Here is an 18275-nt window from a genome sequence, read left to right as displayed (position 1 = left end):
CCCGCGAGCCCGGGTGACCGGGGCGCGCGGGGTGAAAGTGCGAAGCGGTTCGTGAGTTCGAAGTTCGTGGCTCTGCGAGAGGGCGGCAGGAACGTGCGGGTTGTCATCGTCGGTGCGGGCGTTTCCGGGCTCGCCGCCGCCCACGCGCTGGCCGGTCAGGCCGAGGTCACCGTGCTGGACGCGGCCGAGCGGGTCGGCGGGAAGCTGCACACGACGCCGATCGAGGGGATGGACGTCGAGGAGGGCGCCGAGTCGTTTCTCGCCCGGGTCCCCGACGGCCTGCGGCTGGCCCGCCAGATCGGGCTCGGCCATGACGTGGTGCATCCGGCCACGACGTCGGCGTCGCTGTGGATTCGCGGCCGGCTGCGGCCCATCCCACCGAACACCATGCTCGGGGTCCCCACCGACGCGTTCGGCCTGATCCGTTCGGGTGTGCTTTCGCCGTGGGGGATGCTGCGGGCCGCCGCCGACCTCGCCCTGCCGCGTTCGCAGTTCCCCGAGGATCCGACCGTCGGCGCCTTCGTCGGCGCGCGGGTCGGCCGGGAGGTCGTCGACCTGCTCGTCGATCCGCTGCTCGGTGGCGTGTACGCCGGCCGGGCCGACGCGCTGTCACTGCGGGCCACCGTGCCCCAGCTCGTCCCCATCCTCGCCGAGGACCGTTCGCTGCTGCTCGGCGCGCACCGGGTGCGGGCCCGCACCGGTCCCGCGCCCAGCGCCGCCGCCACACCGGTGTTCGCCAGCGTGCGCGGCGGCCTCGGCGGGTTCGCCCGGCGGCTGGCCGAGCGCTGCGGCGCCACCGTGCGCACCGGCGTGTCCGTGCGGGCGCTGGAACGCACCGCGTCCGGATGGCGGGTGGTGTGCGGGCGTGACCGCACCGGGGTGACCCCCGAGCCGCTGCTGGCCGACGCGGTGATCCTCGCCGTGCCCACAGGAGTGGCCCGCTCGCTGCTGCGCCCGATCGTTCCGCACGCCGCGGCGCCGCTGGCCGGCGTCCCGTACGCCTCCGTCGGGCTGGTGACGCTCATCTACCGGGACGTCACCCCGCCGCCCGGCAGCGGCTTCCTGGTGCCGGCCAGGGCGGGAACCGCGGTGAAGGCGGCGACGTTCCTCACCACGAAGTGGCCGCACGTCGGCGCGGCGGGTCTCACGGTGGTACGCGCCAGTCTCGGGCGGGCCGGCGCCGAGGGCGACCTGACCCGCGGTGACACGGAGCTCGCCGGGATCGCCGCCGCCGAGATCGCGCAGATCACCGGGTTGCTGGCGCGTCCGATCGCGTCCCGGGTGAGCCGTTGGGAGGGTGGACTGCCGCAGTACCTGCCGGGCCATCTGAACCGGGTCGCCGCCGTGCGCCGGTCCCTGCCCGCCGGCCTCGCCCTGGCCGGCGCGGGCTACGACGGGATCGGCATCCCCGCCTGCATCCGCTCGGGTGAGGCCGCCGCCGCCGCGGTGCTGCGGGGGGCCGTCCGCGCCACGCACGGTGGCCCGACCCAGCCGGCGGCCCCCGGAGTCTGACCGCGATTCCGGCCGGGGTGGGCCCGGCCGGCCGACCATGGAGACCGCCGAATGCCGGAGTCCACGAAGTCCGCCAACGAGCTCAACGCCGAGCTGCTCTACACCGGGTGGTCGGTCTTCGCCGCCGACCGTCGGCTGCCCGCCGAACGGGGCGCCCTGACCGACGAGGTCGAGGCGCTGCTCGAGGGCGCCCTCGCCAAGGACGTCTACACCCGCGGGCTCTACGAGCTGTCCGGCTACCGGGCTGACGCCGACCTGATGCTGTGGTGGACCAGTCCCGACCCGGATCTGCTACAGGAGACCTACCAGCGGTTCCGCCAGACCACACTCGGTGGGCATCTGCGTCCGGTGTGGTCGTCGGTCGGGCTGCACCGCCCGGCCGAGTTCAACCGCAACCACATCCCGGCCTTCGTGCGCCGGGAGGACCCCCGTACGTATGTCTGCGTGTACCCGTTCAACCGTTCCCTGGAGTGGTATCTGCTACCCGATTACGAGCGACGGGGGATGCTCGCCGAGCACGGCATGATGGGGCGCGAGTTCGAGGACGTCCGGGCGAACACCGTGGCGTCGTTCGGTCTCAACGACTACGAGTGGCTGCTCGCGTTCGAGGCCGACGAGCTGCACCGGATCGTCGACTGCCTGCGCCACCTGCGCGCGAGCTCCGCCCGGCGACACACCCGGCTGGAAACCCCCTTCTACACCGGCGCCCGCAAGCCCGTCGCCGACATCATCGCCGCCCTGCCGTAACAGGGCCGCTGACCTGCGAGGACAGTCGGTCGCCGCGCGCGGGTGCGGGGCTGCCCGCCCCCTGACGCAGTCGGCGTCTGCCTGGGCGCCCCCACCCGTCCGGCAGACGCCGACCGTTCTGTAGCCGTGCTCGTGGTGCGCCGTCGTGCGGGTCGGACCACGGTCCACGGCAGGTGTCGCGTCCGCGCTCCCACAGAGGTCAGGAGCCCGGAAGCTCCCCGGCCACGCCCAGGAACATGACGCACAGTAGCACAATCATCGCTCGTTGTATACGCAGCGTGTCGCTCGGGTTCCTGGTCCCCGCATGTCGTGACCAGAGTGCAATCACGGAAATCCGGTTGCGTCGAGTTATCGGATCGTGGCGCCATCTCTGTTACCTTGAGTCGCCGCAAACGGACGGATGACGCCGTGGCAACGGGCGATCCATGCGCCCCGAATGGGTGGGGGCCCCATCCGCCCGCTGGTGGTTCGGCCTGAGAGGGCCGGTAACGTTGCCCATGAGCAGGGCGCCGGTCATGCCAGGTGTTCGGTCTGGTCCGCCGTGGCGGCCCGGGTCACGATCACGGGCGTGCGGCCCAGGTCCGCGAGCGGGTGCGAGTCGTCCTCGTGCCGCCCGTGGGGCTCATTCAGTGGCGGGGGAAGAGCGCTGGAGGTCCGGTCGATGCATCACCGAAAGATGAGCTCGCCGCCGCCGGAGCGACCCCCGGCCAGAGGCGGTCGGAACAGGTTCTCGCGTCGATCGAACGGGATAGACCGACCGCGCCAGGCCGGGCGGTCGATGCGGTACGGGCGATCGGCGGGGGAGTCACACGTTAACGCGAACTACTGCGAGCCGGCGCAAACCGGACTAGTCCAGAGGTGACCGACACCATGTCGGGTAATCGGCGCTCGGGCGGCCCCAACGTCGTCGCCCGGCCGCGCGACGACCAGGGTACCGGCGTGCAGTACCCGCCGGTACGGCCGCAGTACGGGCCGGACGGCGCACATCCCAGCGGCCCCATGAGCCCGGGCGGGCCCGCCGATCCTGGCGGGTTCGGCGGTCCCGGTGGCTATGGCGGCTCCGGTGGACCGGAGCCGCCCGACGGGGCCGGCGGGGTACCGGGTCAGGGGCGCGGTGGTCGCTCCCGGCGCGGGTCGAACGCCGGGTCGCTGGGCTCGTCGGTCGGGCGGCACAGCGCCGCCCGGGCGGGCGGCGACCCGGCGCTGGCCTACCGGGCCCAGGTCAACTGGGAACGTCGCTACGTGCGGATGCTGCTCGGGTTCGACGCGGCGGCGTGTGTGCTCGCCGCCGCCCTGGCCTTCTTCGTCCGGTTCGGCAACCTGGTCAGCTTCGACACCGAACCGATCTCGATCAAGCCGTACATCCTGATGACGGTGCTGCTGCCGCTGGCCTGGGTGCTGGCGATGTCACTCAACCGGGCCTACGAGAGCCGGTTCCTCGGCGGCGGCTCGGAGGAGTTCCGCCGGGTGGTGAACTCCGCCGCCCGGCTCACCGCCGCGGTGGCCATCGCCTCCTACGCCACCAAGGCCGAGATCGCCCGAAGCTACGTGCTCATCGCCTTCCCGGCGGCCACCGTCTTCTCGGTGGCCGGGCGGGTGATCGGCCGCGGCATCCTGCACCGGATGCGTCGCTCCGGGCGCTGCCTGCACCGGGTTCTGGTCGTCGGGGCCGGCGAGTCGGCGGCCACCCTCGTGCGACTGGCCCAACGGGACCCGACATCCGGCTGGGCCGCCGTCGGTGTCGTGCTGGACCGCTCACCCGGCCGGCACAGCCACGACCGTCCCGAACGCAGCGGCTTCGACCTGCTGGGCGTGCCGATCGTGGGCACCTCCGACACCCTGCACACCGCGATCAGCGCCACCCACGCCACCACGGTGGCGATCTGCCCGCAGATGGACGGCGAGACGCTGCGCCGGGTGCTGTGGACGCTGGAGGGCAGCGACGTCGACGTGCTGGTCTCCTCGGCACTCACCGATGTGACCGGCCCGCGGATCTCGATCCGGCCGGTGGCCGGGCTGCCGCTGCTGCACATCGAGGAACCGGAACTGTCCGGCACCCGGCGGGTGATGAAGGGCGTGTTCGACCGCTTCGTCGCCATAACGGTGATCCTGCTGTTCTCGCCGCTGCTGCTCGGTCTCGGCCTCGCGGTGCGCCTCACCAGCCGTGGTCCGGCGCTGTTCAAGCAGATCCGGGTCGGCCGCGGCGGCGAGCACTTCACGATGTTCAAGTTCCGGTCGATGTACATCGACGCCGAGGCCCGCAAGGCCGACCTCGAGTCGCACAACGAGCGGGGCGAGGGACTGCTGTTCAAGATGCGTGACGACCCGCGCATCACCCGGGCCGGCAAGTTCCTGCGCAAATGGTCGCTGGACGAGCTGCCGCAGCTGTTCAACGTGCTCAACGGCACCATGTCGCTGGTCGGTCCGCGCCCACCGCTGCCCAGCGAGGTCGCCCGCTACGAGGACGACGTGCACCGCCGCCTCATGGTCAAACCGGGTCTGACCGGCCTGTGGCAGATCAGTGGCCGCTCCGACCTCGAATGGGACGAGTCGGTGCGCCTGGACCTGCGCTACGTGGAGAACTGGTCGTTGGCGATGGACTTCGTCATCCTGTGGCGCACCGTCTTCGCCGTGCTGCGCCGCGAGGGCGCCTACTGATCCGCCGGCTCGCCGCCCGGGCGCCGGACACCCCTCCTGTCGGGTCGGCGCCCGAGTTCAGTCGGCGGCGAGCCAGCCGGCCAGGCGCAGATGGTCGAGCACCCGGTCGACGGACTCCTCGGGTGAGAGCCGGGCGGTGTCGACGGTGACGTCGGCGTCCTGGGGCACCTCGTACGGGTCCGAGACACCGGTGAACGCGGGGATCACCCCGGCCCGGGCCTTGGCGTACAGACCCTTGCGGTCACGGGCCTCGCACACCTCGACCGGCGTCGCCACATGGACGAGCACGAAGCCCCCGCCGGCCGCGCGGACCATCGCCCGTACCTCGGCGCGCACCTCGGCGTAGGGGGCGATCGGCGCGCACACCGCGGTGCCTCCCGCCCCGGCGACCTGCGCCGCGACGAACCCGATCCGGCGCACGTTGGTGTCCCGGTCGGCGCGGTCGAAGCCGAGGCCCTTCGACAGATGGGTGCGCACCACATCCCCGTCCAACAGGGTCACCCGGCGCCCGCCCTCCTCGAGCAACCGGCAGACCAGCAGACCGGCCAGCGTCGACTTGCCGGAGCCGGACAGTCCGGTGAACAGGACCGTCAGCCCCCGCCGCAGCCGCGGCGGCACCGCCCGGGTCAGTTCGGCGGCCACCGTCGGCGGGGTGAGCTCGGCGGGAATCGGCCCACCGCTGTCGAGCAGCGAGGCGAGCTCGTCGCGCCCCGGGGCGCCGATCGCCGGACCGGTCAGGCTGCCGGTCAGACCGTAGGCGCTGGCCAGTTGGGCCCGCTCGGCGGTGAGCCGGGACAGTTCGGCCGCCTCCAGGCCAAGGTCGACCGGTGTGCCAGGGTTGACCGGGGTGCCGAGATCGCGGGCCGCGCCGGGTTCGGCGTCGACACCGGCGCCATCCTGGCCGGGTGTCGGGACGCCGTCCCCGTTGCCGCCAGCGGTGGCAGCGCCGGCGGTGGCCCCGGTGCTGGCCGGCCCGCTCAGGACCGTCGCGCTCAGGCCCGGCTCACGCGGCGCCACCAGCAGCGGCGAGGGCAGCGCGGGGACGAGCACGAGCAGGCTGCGCCGGCCGCGCGTCGCATCACCGGGCGCGGGCCGACGGTAGGGGTCGGGCGTCGGCTCACGGTGGCGCCCCGACCCCCCGGTGCCCAGGGCGTCGGAGGCCACCGCCTCGGAGGCGAGCGTCGCCTCGGAGGCGCGCAGCGGCGCGTCGACGGCGTCCAGCGCCGCCAGCAGGCAGCGCACCCGCAGATGGTGGCGGGCGTCCGCCGGGTCGGCCCCACCGACCGGGGCGAGCACGACGCAGCGTTTGCCCTGCCGGGTCAGCGCCCGGATGCGTCCGACGTCCGCGGTGTGCAGCAGACCGTCGGCCCACACCGCCCACGCGGCACCCTCGCCGACCTGGGGGCCGATCCAGCCCCGGGCCCGTAGTTCCGCGCGCAGCTGGTCCGGGGTGAGCCGCAGGTCCGGATGGTCGGGGTGATGCGGCAGCCGGATGCCCTCGAGCTCACCGACGAGGCGTACCGGCCCCGTACCACCCTGCGCCGTACCACCCTGCGCCGTACCCGGCACCGGTATCGTCGCCCCCACGTGCAGGGCTGCGATCATCACGCCCTCGGCGTCGCGCAGCGCGACGCTCGACCCGGGCGCCGGCACCTGCGGTGTCGGGTCGAGACCGGTCGGGACGATCAGGGTCGGCACCGGGACCCCGGCCACCTCGTCCTGCGCCGGGTAGCCGGGATGCGGGCCGTAGGCGCCCACGAGCAGCAGCTCGAGCCCGGCGAGCTGCGCCGGCGTGAGGGTCAGCGACGACCAGTCCCGGGAGGCCGAGGTCAGCTCGGCCGCCCGGGCCGGGCCGACCAGCGTCAGCAGCGGATCACCGCCGGCGGACGCCGCGGCATGGCCCGCGGACCCGGTCGAGCCCGCGGCGGGGTCCGTCGGGGAGACGACGTGACGATCAGGATTCGGAGCAGAGGTGGCACTCACACTCGCGACCGTAGCGGGTGACAGACTCCCCTTCGATGAACACCGACGACACCAGCCAGCCGGCTCGCGTTCCCGTCGACATCGCGAGCGACGAACTCGACGACAATGACCTGGCCCGGCGTTTGGCCACGGATGCCGGCAAACTTCTGCTCAGGATCCGCGACGAGGTGGGGTTCGCCGAACCCGCCACGCTGCGCGACGCCGGGGACGCCCGCTCGCACCAGCTGCTGGCCCGGGCTCTGGCCCGCCACCGGCCGCTGGACGCGGTGCTGTCCGAGGAGGGTGTGGACGACCCGGCGCGGCTGGCCGCCGAACGCGTGTGGATCGTCGATCCGCTTGACGGCACCCGCGAGTTCGCCGAGCCCGGCCGCGCGGACTGGGCTGTCCACGTCGCGTTGTGGGAACGCGGTGAGCTCGTCTGCGGCGCGGTCGCGCTGCCGGCGCTGGGCATCACGCTGCCCGCTGCCGCTGCCGGCGGCGTGCCGCCGACCCGGCCGGTGGTGAGCCCGCCGCGGATCGTGGCCAGTCGCACCCGAGCCCCGCTGTTGGTCACCCAGGTCGCCGAGGCGCTGGGGGCGACGATCGTGCCGATGGGGTCGGCGGGTGCGAAGGCCGGCGCGGTCATCCGCGGTCAGGCCGAGATCTACCTGCACGCCGGGGGTCAGTACGAATGGGACTCCGCCGCGCCCGTGGCCGTGGCCAGGGCGGCCGGCCTGCACACCAGCCGCCTCGACGGCTCGGCGCTGCGCTACAACCAGCCCGACCCACTGCTACCGGACCTGGTCATCTGTACGGCGCCGCTGGCCACGGCCGTGCTCGCGGCCATCGCCGCCGCCGGATGAGCTCCCGGATGAGCCGCCGGGCGAGTCACCGGGTGATCGGAGTGTGACCGGTGAGAGTCCGGTGACACCCGTGTGACGTGGGTGAGCTGCTTAACGGTGGCGAAACCAGCCTACGGACGCTGGGGTCGGCTAGTTTGGACGGATACACCGGCTCGACGAGGGGTATCCGCGTGCCTGTCAGGGGTTACGAGCTCACCCATCTGCAGATGATCGAGGCCGAAGCGATCCACATCTTCCGTGAGGTCGCGGCCGAGTTCGAGCGTCCCGCGTTGCTGTTCAGCGGCGGCAAGGACTCGATCGTCATGCTGCGGGTGGCGGAGAAGGCGTTCTGGCCCGCGAAGCTGCCGTTCCCGCTGCTGCACATCGACACCGGGCACAACTTCGACGAGGTGCTCGCGTTCCGCGACCATCGCGCCAAGGAGCTCGGCGCCCGCCTGATCGTCGCGTCCGTGCAGGCCGCGATCGACGCCGGCACGCTGACCGAGGACACCCGCCCGGGCGCGTCCCGCAACCAGTTGCAGACCCCGGTGCTGCTCGACGCGATCGCCGACAACCGGTTCGACGCGGTCTTCGGTGGCGCGCGCCGCGACGAGGAGAAGGCCCGGGCCAAGGAGCGGGTGTACTCCTTCCGCGACGAGTTCGGCCAGTGGGACCCGAAGAACCAGCGTCCCGAGCTGTGGTCGCTGTACAACGGCCGGCACCGGCCCGGCGAGCACATCCGGGTGTTCCCGCTGTCGAACTGGACCGAGCTCGACATCTGGCGTTACATCGCCCAGGAGCGCCTCGAGATCCCCTCGATCTACTACGCGCACAGCCGCGACGTCGTCGAGCGCGACGGCATGCTGCTCGCGGTCACACCGCTGACGCTGCCCCGCCCCGGCGAGACCGCCGTGCCCCGCCGCATCCGCTACCGGACGGTCGGTGACATCACCTGCACCGGTGCGGTCGAGTCGACGGCGCGCACGCCCGAGGAGGTCATCGTCGAGGTCGCGGCGACCAGGATCACCGAACGTGGTGCCACCCGCGCCGATGACCGGGTCAGCGAGGCCGCCATGGAGGACCGCAAGCGGGAGGGGTACTTCTGATGGCCGAGCTGCTGCGCGTGGCGACCGCCGGATCCGTCGACGACGGCAAGTCGACGCTGATCGGCCGGCTGCTCTACGACACGAAGTCCCTGTTCACCGACCAGTTGGCGGCGGTCGAGCGGACCAGTCGGGAACGCGGCGACGGCTACGTCGACCTGGCGCTGCTCACCGACGGCCTGCGCGCCGAACGTGAGCAGGGCATCACCATCGATGTCGCCTACCGCTACTTCGCGACCCCCCGGCGGTCGTTCATCCTCGCCGACACGCCCGGGCACGTGCAGTACACCCGCAACATGGTCACCGGCGCCTCGACCGCGGACCTCGCGTTGCTGCTCGTCGACGCCCGTAAGGGTGTGGTCGAACAGACCCGCCGGCACGCCTTCCTCGCCTCCCTGCTGCAGGTTCCGCACCTGGTGCTGTGCGTGAACAAGATGGACCTCGTCGACTTCGACCGGGAGATCTTCGAGAAGATCAAGGAGGAGTTCCGGCATTTCGCGGCGAAGCTCGAGATCGTCGACGTCACCGCGATCCCGGTCTCGGCGCTCAGTGGCGACAACGTCGTCTCGCGTTCGCCCAGCACCCCCTGGTACGACGGCAGTTCGCTGCTGCACCATCTGGAGGAGCTGCACATCGCCTCCGACCGCAACCTCATCGACGTCCGGTTCCCGGTGCAGTGGGTGGTGCGTCCCCGCAGCGAGGAACTACCCGACTACCGCGGCTACGCGGGGCAGGTCGCCGGCGGTGTGCTCAAGCCCGGCGACGACGTCATCGTGCTGCCCTCGGGTCTGACCACGCGGGTCGCCGGGATCGACAGCTTCGACGGCCCGGTCGACGAGGCGTTCCCGCCCATGTCGGTGACCGTGCGCCTCGAGGACGACCTGGACGTCTCCCGCGGCGACCTGATCGCCCGCCCGAACAACCAGCCCACGGTCGGCCAGGACATCAACCTGATGGTGTCCTGGATGGTGGACGCGCCGCTGCGTCGCCGGGCCCGGATCGGCGTCAAGCACACCACCCGCTCGGTGCGGGCGATGGTCACCGACATCTCCTACCGCGTCGACATCGACACCCTGCACCGGGACGAGACCATCGACACCCTGGGCCTCAACGACATCGGACGGATCGCGCTGCGCACGACGTCCCCGTTGTGCTACGACCCCTACCGCCGCAACCGCACGACGGGCAGCGTGCTGCTCATCGACGAGGTCACCGGCACCACCCTCGGCGCCGGCATGATTCTCGGACCCTCTCATCCTCGGACCCTCTCATCCTCGGACCCTCGGCCGGCGGCGTGCCGTGTTCGGCCGGCCGGCGCCGATCGAGCTGAGCCGCGTCCTGCGCTGACCCCGGCGACCGGTGCGTGACACGCCCGGCTCGGATCCCAGGGCTCATTCGTCGGGCCGAAGGGCACGGTCGGGTGGGACGCGGGTATCGCCCGCGGCGGCGAATCCGGCCAGCATGGGCAGCCGGTCGTTGTTGGCGACGATGGCCGGCGACTCCAACCAGGCCCGGTAGGCGCCGCGCTGACGCGGGGTCATCGCCGCCACCGCCAGGGGCGCCCCGGTGGCGTCGAGAAAATCGGTCCGCGCTCCGGTGATGAAGCCATCCTGATGCGGATCGCCGGTGTAGGTACGGCGCCGCCCGGCGTCATCGGTCACCGTGACGGGCCGAAGCGGATCGCTGGCGCGCCGCGCCCACAGCAGCCGGGCGCTCGACTCGTAGACCCCGACCCAGTCAGGCAGATCGCGGGCGGCCGCCCGCAGACCGGCCAGGACACGGCGGGGGCCGGCGGTGCCGGTGTCCCGGTATCGCTGGCGGATCGCGATCTCGAGCGCGTCGACGGTCAGCCCGACCGTCATCTTGGTGATGGTTCCCGAGGGGTTCGACGGTTCGATGGACGTCGCGACCGTGGCCAGCAGCTCCAGGATCGCGCCCTGGCGACGCCGATGGGCGGCACCGGACGCCGCATGGTCACGCACGACATCATCGGCCGCGTCGACCAGCACCTAGGCGAAAAACGTCTGCGCGCGGACGGCCTGCAGGTAGCCCAGCGCGCGGGGACTCGAGGGATAGCCACCGGCAGGCTGGTTCCAGCCCCGGGTTCGGGCCGCCAGCCGAGCCTCGAGATCGACGCCGTAACCGGCGGCGTCACGGGCCAGCGAACCGGCCAGCGCACCACCGCGCAGACACTCCCGCAGCAGCGCCCGCCAGGCGGCGGCGGGCACGTCCGCCAACCCGTCGGCAGGGTCCCCGCTGTCGGCCCGACCCGGTACCACCGCTGTCACCGTCGCGTAGAGCTCGTCACGGTAGGTGTGCAGCACCGGGACGAACGCCGCCCGCAGCCGCGGCGGCAGTGTCGGTTGGTCGGTCGCGGCCATCGTCTGGACGAGCCGCCCGACGAAGGACGCGCTGCCGGCCGGATCGGCGGCCCGCGCCGCCGACGAGCCAGCCGCGGCGATCACCCGTGACCAGGCGGCAAGCGTCGCCGCCGGCAGGGTGGCGACCCGCACCGGCAGCCGCAGCGCGCCGATCATCGACGCCCCGACGGCCAGCTCGACGTGACGTGCGGCGACCTGCGCCACCAGCGCGGGTTCGAGCCGAATCGCGTCGAGCAACGCCACCTGGTACGCACCGGCCCGCTGCCCGTCATCGACCGCCTGCGCACGGATACCGGCACCGGTCACACGCGGGTCGGTGATGCCGTCGCCGGCGCCGAAGGTCAGCCGGGCGAGCCGGTCAAGCAGCGTGCGGTCGAACCGCCCGGCGCCGAGCAGGGGAGTGAGCAGCACCGCGTCCACCCGGTCGGTGCGCCCGGTGACGTTGAAGCGGCCCAGCCAGGCATCGTCGAGACCACGGAACCGGCTGTAGGCGGCGAAGGTGCGCCCCAGCAGCGCGTGCGCCTGCGGTTGGTCCACGCCCGAGGCCGGCCGGCCGGTGACCCAGCGGCCCCGGGACGTACCCGGCCAGCCGGGTGAGCAGGGCCGCGAGCCCGGCCGGACCGAGCGTGTCGTAGAAACCGGCGACGAACTCCGGATCGTTCTCCCGCGTACCCAACAGCCGCAGCGCCGCCCGCCGGGCCCCACCACCCTCGCCGGCGCCGCCGGTACTCCCCGGGCCACCGACGCCAGACGCGCCGGGCGACCCCAGCCGCCGGCCTGCCCGAGCATCATGGCCGCTGCCGCTGCCGCTGCCGCTGCCGCTGGCACCGCCCGTCAGTAATGTCGCCGCCGTCCGCCCCGCCACCCACGCGGCCGTGTGCGCCGACGCCGTGCGCGCCATCACGGGCAGGACGTGAAGGTCCCTCGCCGCGAGCGACACCCGTGGCAGGACGACGTCGGCCCGCTCGGCGGCGCCACCGCGGTCGGTCAGGGCACCCGCCTCGGTGTCGAACGCCGCCGCCAGGCGCAGGAGCTGCTCGACGAACCCGGCGAGCCCGGCCAGCCCCGCGGCGAGGGACGCCGCTCGCCCCAGCGCCCGGGCACCGGCGCGAAGTGCCTGCGCGGCCGCTCCCACCGCCCTGGCGAGACCGCGTAGCCGCACCGGATCGACGAGTATCCGGCCAGGCTCCACCCCGGCCGCCGTGCGGATCGTCAGGCCGTGGGCCGTCACGACGCCGGACCCGCCTGCCACCCGGACGGCGACGACGGCGACGACAGCGCGGACGGCGGGGGTTGGGGTGGGCCGGTGGCGAGCCCGGCCTGCTCGCACAGGCGCACGCAGCTCGCCAGCACCGCCGCGGCCTCGGCGGCCAACCGGCGCAGCCGCTGCGCGGCCTGCTCGGCCGCGGCGCCCTCCCAGGCCGCGACGCCGGCAGCGTTGACCTGATCAAGGGCCTGCTCCACCTCGGCCCGCACCCGCCGGGCCACCGCCAGGGCATCCGCCGTAGCCGCTCGGGCCGGATCGACATCCGTCATCGCACACCACCGTCAGGATCAGGGTCGGGGTGCGGTGACCGTAACAACGACAGGCGGGGCCTCGCCGGCTGCGCACCGGCGCTGTGGACGACGACGCCCGGCGACCACCGCCGACCCGCCCCTGTGGACAACGCCCGCCGGACCGGCGCGAGGGGTTCGTGTCAGCCGCCCGTCATCGTGATCCGCCGGGCCATCCCCGAAACGTGGTCGCCCAGTCCGAGACCTGGTCCACGCGATGCGGGCCCTGGTGCGCGGTCCACGCACGCTCAGGGACCGCACTGGCCTCGCTGGTAGCGCAGGAACAGGCTGCCGTCCTCGGTGAGAACCTGGGTCAGCCGCAGAGGCACGGGCCGCGCCCAGTCGTCGCCCATCGTGATGCTCTTGTGGCCGGGCCCGGCGAGCAGGGGGGCGACGGTCAGGCACAGTTCGTCGAGCAGGCCGGCCGCGGCGAGCTGGGCGTGCAGGGTCGGGCCGCCCTCGAGCAGCACCCGGGTCAGGCCCCGTTCGGCCAGCGCGGCGAGTGCGGCGCCCGGCTCGACCATGCTGTCGCCACACAGCACGACCTCGGCGACCCGCGCCAACGCCGCGCGCCGGTCGGCAGGGGCGTCGGCACAGGTCAGGATGATGGGGCGTACCTCGGTGTCGAACAGCCGGGCGGCCGGTTCCAACGCCGCCGACGCGGTGACGACCGCCACCGGCGGCGCGGCCGCGAGCCCGGCGGCGACCCGCTGCTCCCGACGCTGTGGCGGGATGACCACCGGGCCGTAGTTCTCATGCCGGACGGTGCCGGCGCCGACGAGCACCACGTCACACAACCAGCGCAGCGTCCGGAACACCTGCCGGTCGCCCTCCCCGCCCAGCGGGCCGGAGCGGCCGTCGACCTCGGCGGCACCGTCCGCGGCGCTGACGAAGTTCGACCGCACGTAACTGTGTGTGGCGGCCTTCTCCGGATAGGCGTACGCCTGGTCGAGATCGACCTCCCCCCGCGGGGGGACGGCCGGTGCCGGTTCGGTCTCGGAGAACAGGTAGCGCACGGCGCCGACTGTATCCGCCGGCGGCCCCGCGCCACCTGTCTGTCGCCGACGAGGCAGGGCCCTGCGACGATGCGGGTATGGGAACCTACGTCGTCCTGCTCGTCATGGTGCTGCTGGTGGGACTGGCGGTGCTGGGTGGGATCTACGCCTACCTGATGCGCGACCGCACCCGCCGCTGACACCCGGCCGGCAGGGCGCTCAGCCGGCGGGGTGTTCGGTGGGGAGCAGGCGGGTGATGACGACCGACTCGCCGTCGAGTTCCACCCGTCCGGGCATGTAGGTGAAACCGGGGGTGGAGGCGGCTGGCGCGTCGAACGGGACGCCGTCGAGCGGCACCGCCTGACGTTCGTCGGCGAAGTTGACGACTATCGCGACATCCCCGCGGCGCACGACCAGCCAGCGAGCCTGCTCGTCGAAGGTGCAGGCGACCGACGACCAGGCCGGATCGGTGAGCGCGGGCAGCCGGCGACGCAGGCCGATCAGCCGGCGATGCCAGTCGAGCAGGCTGCCGTGGCCGGGGCGGGTCGGCTCGGACCAGTCCAGCCGCGACCGCTCGAAGGTGGCCGGGTCCTGCGGGTCGGGGACCTGTTCGGGGCCCCAGCCGTGGGCGGCGAACTCGGCGCGGCGGCCGTTGCGGACCGCGTCGCCCAGGTCCGGATCGGTGTGGTCGGTGAAGTACTGCCAGGGCGTGTGCGCACCCCACTCCTCACCCATGAACAGCATCGGGGTGAGCGCCGAGGTGAGCAGCAGCGCGGCTCCGATACGCAGCAGACCATCGCTGAGCTGCGTGGACGAGCGGTCGCCGAGCGCCCGGTTGCCGATCTGGTCGTGGTTCTGCAGGAACGTGACGAACCGGTAGGCCGGGGTGGTCGCCGGCATCGGCCGGCCATGGGAGCGGGCCCGAAACGTCGAGTAGCCGCCTTCATGCACGAAACCCCTGGTCAGGGCATGGGCGAGGGTGGCGAGTGAACCGAAGTCGATGTAGTAGCCCTGCCGCTCGCCGGACAGCGTCGCCCACAGCGCGTGGTGGGCGTCGTCGCACCACTGGCCGTCCAGCCCGTAACCGCCGGCTTCGGGGGCGACGACGAGACGCGGGTCGTTCAGGTCGGACTCGGCGACGGCGAACAGCGGACGGCGCTGCTGGGCGCCGAGCCGGTGCACCGACTCGGCGATCTCCTCGAGCAGGTGCAGCGCCCGACTGTCCTGGAAGGCGTGCACCGCGTCCAGCCGCAGGCCGTCGCAGTGGTACTCACGCAGCCAGGACAGGGCGCTGCCCAGGATGAACGCGCGCACCTCGTCGGAGCCGGGCGCGTCCAGGTTGACCGCTGGGCCCCACGGGGTGATGTAACGGTCGGTGAAGTACGGGCCGAACCGGTTGAGGTAGTTGCCGTCCGGCCCGAGATGGTTGTAGACCACGTCCATGATCACGCCGATGCCGTGGGCGTGTGCGGCGTCGACGAACCGTTTGAGACCGTCCGGCCCGCCGTACGGCTCGTGCACGGCGAACAGGCCCACCCCGTCATAACCCCAGCCGTGCCGACCCGGGAAGGCGTTGACGGGCAGCAGTTCGACCGCGTCGATGCCGAGTTCGGCCAGGTGCGGCAGCTTCTCGATCGCCGCGTCGAAGGTGCCCTCAGGGGTGAACGTCCCGATGTGCAGTTCGTAGAGCACGCTGCCGGCCAGGGCGATGCCCCGCCAGCTCGCGTCCGTCCAGGTGAAGGTGGAGTGCTCGACGAGACGGGAGCGCCCGTGCACGCCGTGGGGCTGCCAGGCCGAACGCGGATCGGGCAGCTCGTGACCGTTGCCGTCGAGCACGTAGGCGTAGTCCGTGCCGTGCCGGGCCGACGGGACGTTCACCCACCACCAGCCACCGCGACCGGCGGACAGCTCGTGGGTGGTGTCGCCGGAGTCCTGGGCCAGGACCAGGCTGACCGTCTTGGCGCTCGGGGCCCACAGCCGGAAGGTGCTCATATGTTCCTGTCTACCGTCCGGCGCCGCCCGACATGCCGGGACGGTGACAATGGCCCCAACGAAGGTGCCCCACGACCTGCCGCGCATCGATCGCCCGGGTGCGGGAGCAGGTCCGCTCCGCACCCGGGCGACGACGGGCCGTGCGACCCGTGGTGGTTCGGCGTCGCGGTCAGGACGCCGTGGACCTCGGCTTCAGGCCCTGGGTGTAGGCGTCGACCGCGCTGCGCGTGTCAGCGGTCTGCAGCGCTATCGAGACCTGCCGTTGCGTGGCAGTCCGGGGCAGCCCGCCCTGGTACGTCGTCTCCTGCAGCGTGCCGTCGGACACGAGGCCGGTCGAGATCCCGGTCAGCGGAACGTGAAACGACATCTGGACGTTCGATTCGATACCGAGGGAGGCGAAGTAGTTTCCCAGGGTTTGGCTGTTGAAGTAGGCCTGGTTCACCCGGTTGGCCCGGTCGACCCGTTCGAACAGCAGCGTGTTGTTGCCGCTGTGGTAGGTAGTGCCGAAGAGCGTGACATCCACCCCGGGCTTGGCAAGCACCTGGCCCGGCTTCAGCGTGGCCGGGATGCCTGCAATGGACGTGGGGAAGGTGAAGATGTCGACGAGCTGGAACAGATGGGTGTCCGGGTAGTCCTTGAAGATGGTGGTCAGGTTCCTCGCGACGTCGGAGTCGCCGCCGATCGGGTAGGTGTAGCTGAAGGTCGCCGGGAAGGTGGGGAGCAGGCTCTGGATCGGTTTGAAGGCCACCGCCGGCCTGCCGTCCGCCGTATCGCCCTTGGCGATATCCCGGTAGCGGACGTCGAGCAGCTCGAACTTCTTCGCGAGTTTGCCGTTCTGGAGCACGACGGAGAAGCGGACGAGGGTCCGGGTCTCCGAGATCGTCTTCAGGTCGGTGACTCGGGGGACCTGCCCGTTCTGGGCCTGTTCGGTCGCGTAGGTGGCTCCGGTCGCGTCGTACAAGTAGGTGAACGACTCGCCAAGGTGATACGCGTGCTGGGTGACGGTGGTGGCGCCGACCGCGTCCGTCGCGGCCGGAACGACGGTGGCCCCGGTCGCGGTGTTCTGGTTGGCTCCGCCCGCACAGGCCGACGTGGCGGACACCAGTAACATCAGGCCCGCCACCGCGGCGCCCACGTGTTTGCGTCTGAACATTGTTTGCTCCCTGGAAAGAGGATGGTCGATGGGACGGGTGGTGTTTCTGGTCAGTGGGGGAGAATCCGGGCGGCGGCGATGTCGCCCGTACCCTGGATGCCGTCGCCGTGGCGGGAGAACACTGCCCAGCCCACGTCGTTGGCGGTCATGGCGAGGTAGGCGTTCATTTCGTTGCTGGTGGCTCCGTCGGCGAGGGTGAGGTCGCCACCGGCATCGAGGTCGGCAGTGGTGAAGGTGGGTTCGGCGGCGGTGGCGTTACGGGATTCGGTGAGGATCGCGTGGGCGGGGCCGGCGTAGAGGCCGGGGTAACCGGGCGGGCTCTGCGGACGTGTCGGTACGGTGGTCTGCAGGCCGGCGATCAGGATATGGCCCGGCGAGCCGGCGACAATGTTCGCATGGATCATGGAGAACGTCGTGCCTGGCGCCATCACGTTGACGGGGGCGCTCCAGGTGTGGGCGCGGTCGCGTGAATAGGACAGGTACACCTGGGTGTCGGTGTCGTCAACCCAGACCGTGTAGACCGTCCCGGCCCGGTCGACCGCGACCCGCTGCTGTCCGTTCAGCAGGCCGCACGCCAGGCTGCCGGGTACGGGTTCCTGCCGCCAGGAAACCCCGTAGTCCTGGGTGACGGCAATCATCTGGCGACACTTGTTCTCGGGAATGTAGGGATAGGTCGTGTTCTGTAGTCGGGTGGGGTCGAAGCCGGTGAACTCGGGATAGTCGAAGTAGATCGTCCCATCCGCGGCGGCCACGCCGGCGCCGGCCTCGGTGGTGGCCGAGGCGATCCTGTCCATCCGCTGCCAGGTCGCGCCGGCGTCCAGCGAGCGGTAGACGAACCGCTGTCCGCCCACCAGGCGCAGTCCCACGCCCATGAAGTAGATCGCGCTCGGGTACCTGTTGCCCTTCGGCGCCGGTCCGGTGACCAGCCTGCCCCAGTCATAGGTGTCACAGCCCACGGTTCTGCCGGTCCAGGTCAGCCCGAGGTTGTCACTCCAGGAGATCACCGACCCGGACTGCCCGCCGCAGGAGGCGGCGCCGATGCTGGTCAGGTAGTAGACCCGGTCCGTGCGCGGATCGATGTGCACGTAGCCATGTGTGCCCACGTTGTGGCTGTCCCCGTTGGCGACGTTCGGGACGGGCACCGCCGACCAGTGTCGCCCACCATCGAACGAGCGCAGCACACCACCCGTGGAACGAGCGATGAAGAGCACGCCGGCGCGGGTGGCCTGAATCGTGGGCGAGACGTTCTGGTACCCGGTCGGATACCAGCATCCCTGTGCTGACGAGGGCCTCACGTTCGTTCGACCAGGACCGTGGACGTTGGCGTCCACGCAGGCCGAGGTGGCGGTTGCCGCCGGGGTGGCCGTCGAAGCGGC

Annotated in this window: 14 protein-coding genes; 6 read left to right on the top strand and 8 right to left on the bottom strand. The window is 72.2% G+C overall.

The features are described 5' to 3' along the window. Nucleotides 1-93: 93 nt before the first annotated feature. The 3 genes from hemG to G6R24_RS04080 all read left to right on the top strand — a co-directional run bounded on the left by hemG (nt 94) and on the right by G6R24_RS04080 (nt 4917). Entirely contained in the window at nt 94-1512 is a 1419-nt protein-coding gene (gene hemG / locus G6R24_RS04090) for a protoporphyrinogen oxidase (protein ID WP_163547841.1), read from the top strand. 51 nt (nt 1513-1563) lie between these two features. After that, complete coding sequence (gene hemQ, locus G6R24_RS04085; RefSeq protein ID WP_163547830.1) at nt 1564-2259, top strand: hydrogen peroxide-dependent heme synthase; 696 nt, start codon at nt 1564-1566, stop codon at nt 2257-2259. A gap of 858 nt (nt 2260-3117) precedes the next feature. Next, complete coding sequence (locus G6R24_RS04080; protein WP_391530136.1) at nt 3118-4917, top strand: sugar transferase; 1800 nt, start codon at nt 3118-3120, stop codon at nt 4915-4917. A 57-nt stretch (nt 4918-4974) separates the two neighbouring features. On the opposite strand, the gene cysC is transcribed toward G6R24_RS04080, so the two are convergent. Then, nucleotides 4975-6900 carry an adenylyl-sulfate kinase gene (gene cysC, locus G6R24_RS04075; protein ID WP_163547829.1) on the bottom strand — a complete coding sequence of 642 codons (1926 nt, stop codon included), beginning with the start codon at nt 6898-6900 and terminating at the stop codon, nt 4975-4977. A 35-nt stretch (nt 6901-6935) separates the two neighbouring features. Between cysC and G6R24_RS04070 the strand changes: the two genes are divergently transcribed. The 3 genes from G6R24_RS04070 to G6R24_RS04060 all read left to right on the top strand — a co-directional run bounded on the left by G6R24_RS04070 (nt 6936) and on the right by G6R24_RS04060 (nt 10191). After that, the gene (locus G6R24_RS04070) at nt 6936-7742 is read left to right on the top strand and encodes a 3'(2'),5'-bisphosphate nucleotidase CysQ (RefSeq protein ID WP_163547828.1); all 807 of its coding nucleotides are present in this window, start codon (nt 6936-6938) and stop codon (nt 7740-7742) included. 170 nt (nt 7743-7912) lie between these two features. Beyond that, on the top strand, nt 7913-8827 hold the full coding sequence (gene cysD, locus G6R24_RS04065; protein WP_163547827.1) for a sulfate adenylyltransferase subunit CysD: 915 nt from the start codon (nt 7913-7915) through the stop codon (nt 8825-8827). Next, nucleotides 8827-10191, top strand: coding sequence for a sulfate adenylyltransferase subunit 1 (locus tag G6R24_RS04060; protein ID WP_225438094.1), 1365 nt, complete (start codon nt 8827-8829; stop codon nt 10189-10191). The genes cysD and G6R24_RS04060 overlap by 1 nt, the downstream gene beginning before the upstream one ends. A gap of 24 nt (nt 10192-10215) precedes the next feature. Here G6R24_RS04060 and G6R24_RS04055 read toward each other — a convergent pair whose 3' ends face one another. The 7 genes from G6R24_RS04055 to G6R24_RS04020 all read right to left on the bottom strand — a co-directional run. Next, entirely contained in the window at nt 10216-10833 is a 618-nt protein-coding gene (locus tag G6R24_RS04055; protein WP_163547826.1) for a hypothetical protein, read from the bottom strand. Next, entirely contained in the window at nt 10834-11742 is a 909-nt protein-coding gene (locus G6R24_RS04050; RefSeq protein ID WP_163547825.1) for a hypothetical protein, read from the bottom strand. 690 nt (nt 11743-12432) lie between these two features. Next, nucleotides 12433-12741, bottom strand: a complete 309-nt coding sequence (locus G6R24_RS04040) for a hypothetical protein (RefSeq protein ID WP_163547824.1) — start codon at nt 12739-12741, stop codon at nt 12433-12435. A 266-nt stretch (nt 12742-13007) separates the two neighbouring features. Then, entirely contained in the window at nt 13008-13775 is a 768-nt protein-coding gene (locus G6R24_RS04035) for a pyrimidine reductase family protein (RefSeq protein WP_163547823.1), read from the bottom strand. 198 nt (nt 13776-13973) lie between these two features. Continuing rightward, on the bottom strand, nt 13974-15746 hold the full coding sequence (treZ, locus tag G6R24_RS04030; RefSeq protein ID WP_163547822.1) for a malto-oligosyltrehalose trehalohydrolase: 1773 nt from the start codon (nt 15744-15746) through the stop codon (nt 13974-13976). A gap of 169 nt (nt 15747-15915) precedes the next feature. Then, on the bottom strand, nt 15916-16899 hold the full coding sequence (locus G6R24_RS04025; protein ID WP_163547821.1) for a hypothetical protein: 984 nt from the start codon (nt 16897-16899) through the stop codon (nt 15916-15918). 50 nt (nt 16900-16949) lie between these two features. After that, the coding region (locus tag G6R24_RS04020) for a WD40/YVTN/BNR-like repeat-containing protein (RefSeq protein ID WP_225438093.1) at nt 16950-18275 on the bottom strand (1326 nt) is incomplete at its 5' end.

Source organism: Candidatus Frankia nodulisporulans, from assembly GCF_902806475.1.
In the GTDB taxonomy this organism is placed as follows: Bacteria; Actinomycetota; Actinomycetes; order Frankiales; family Frankiaceae; genus Frankia; species Frankia umida.
This window is presented reverse-complemented; position numbering and strand designations above follow the sequence as displayed.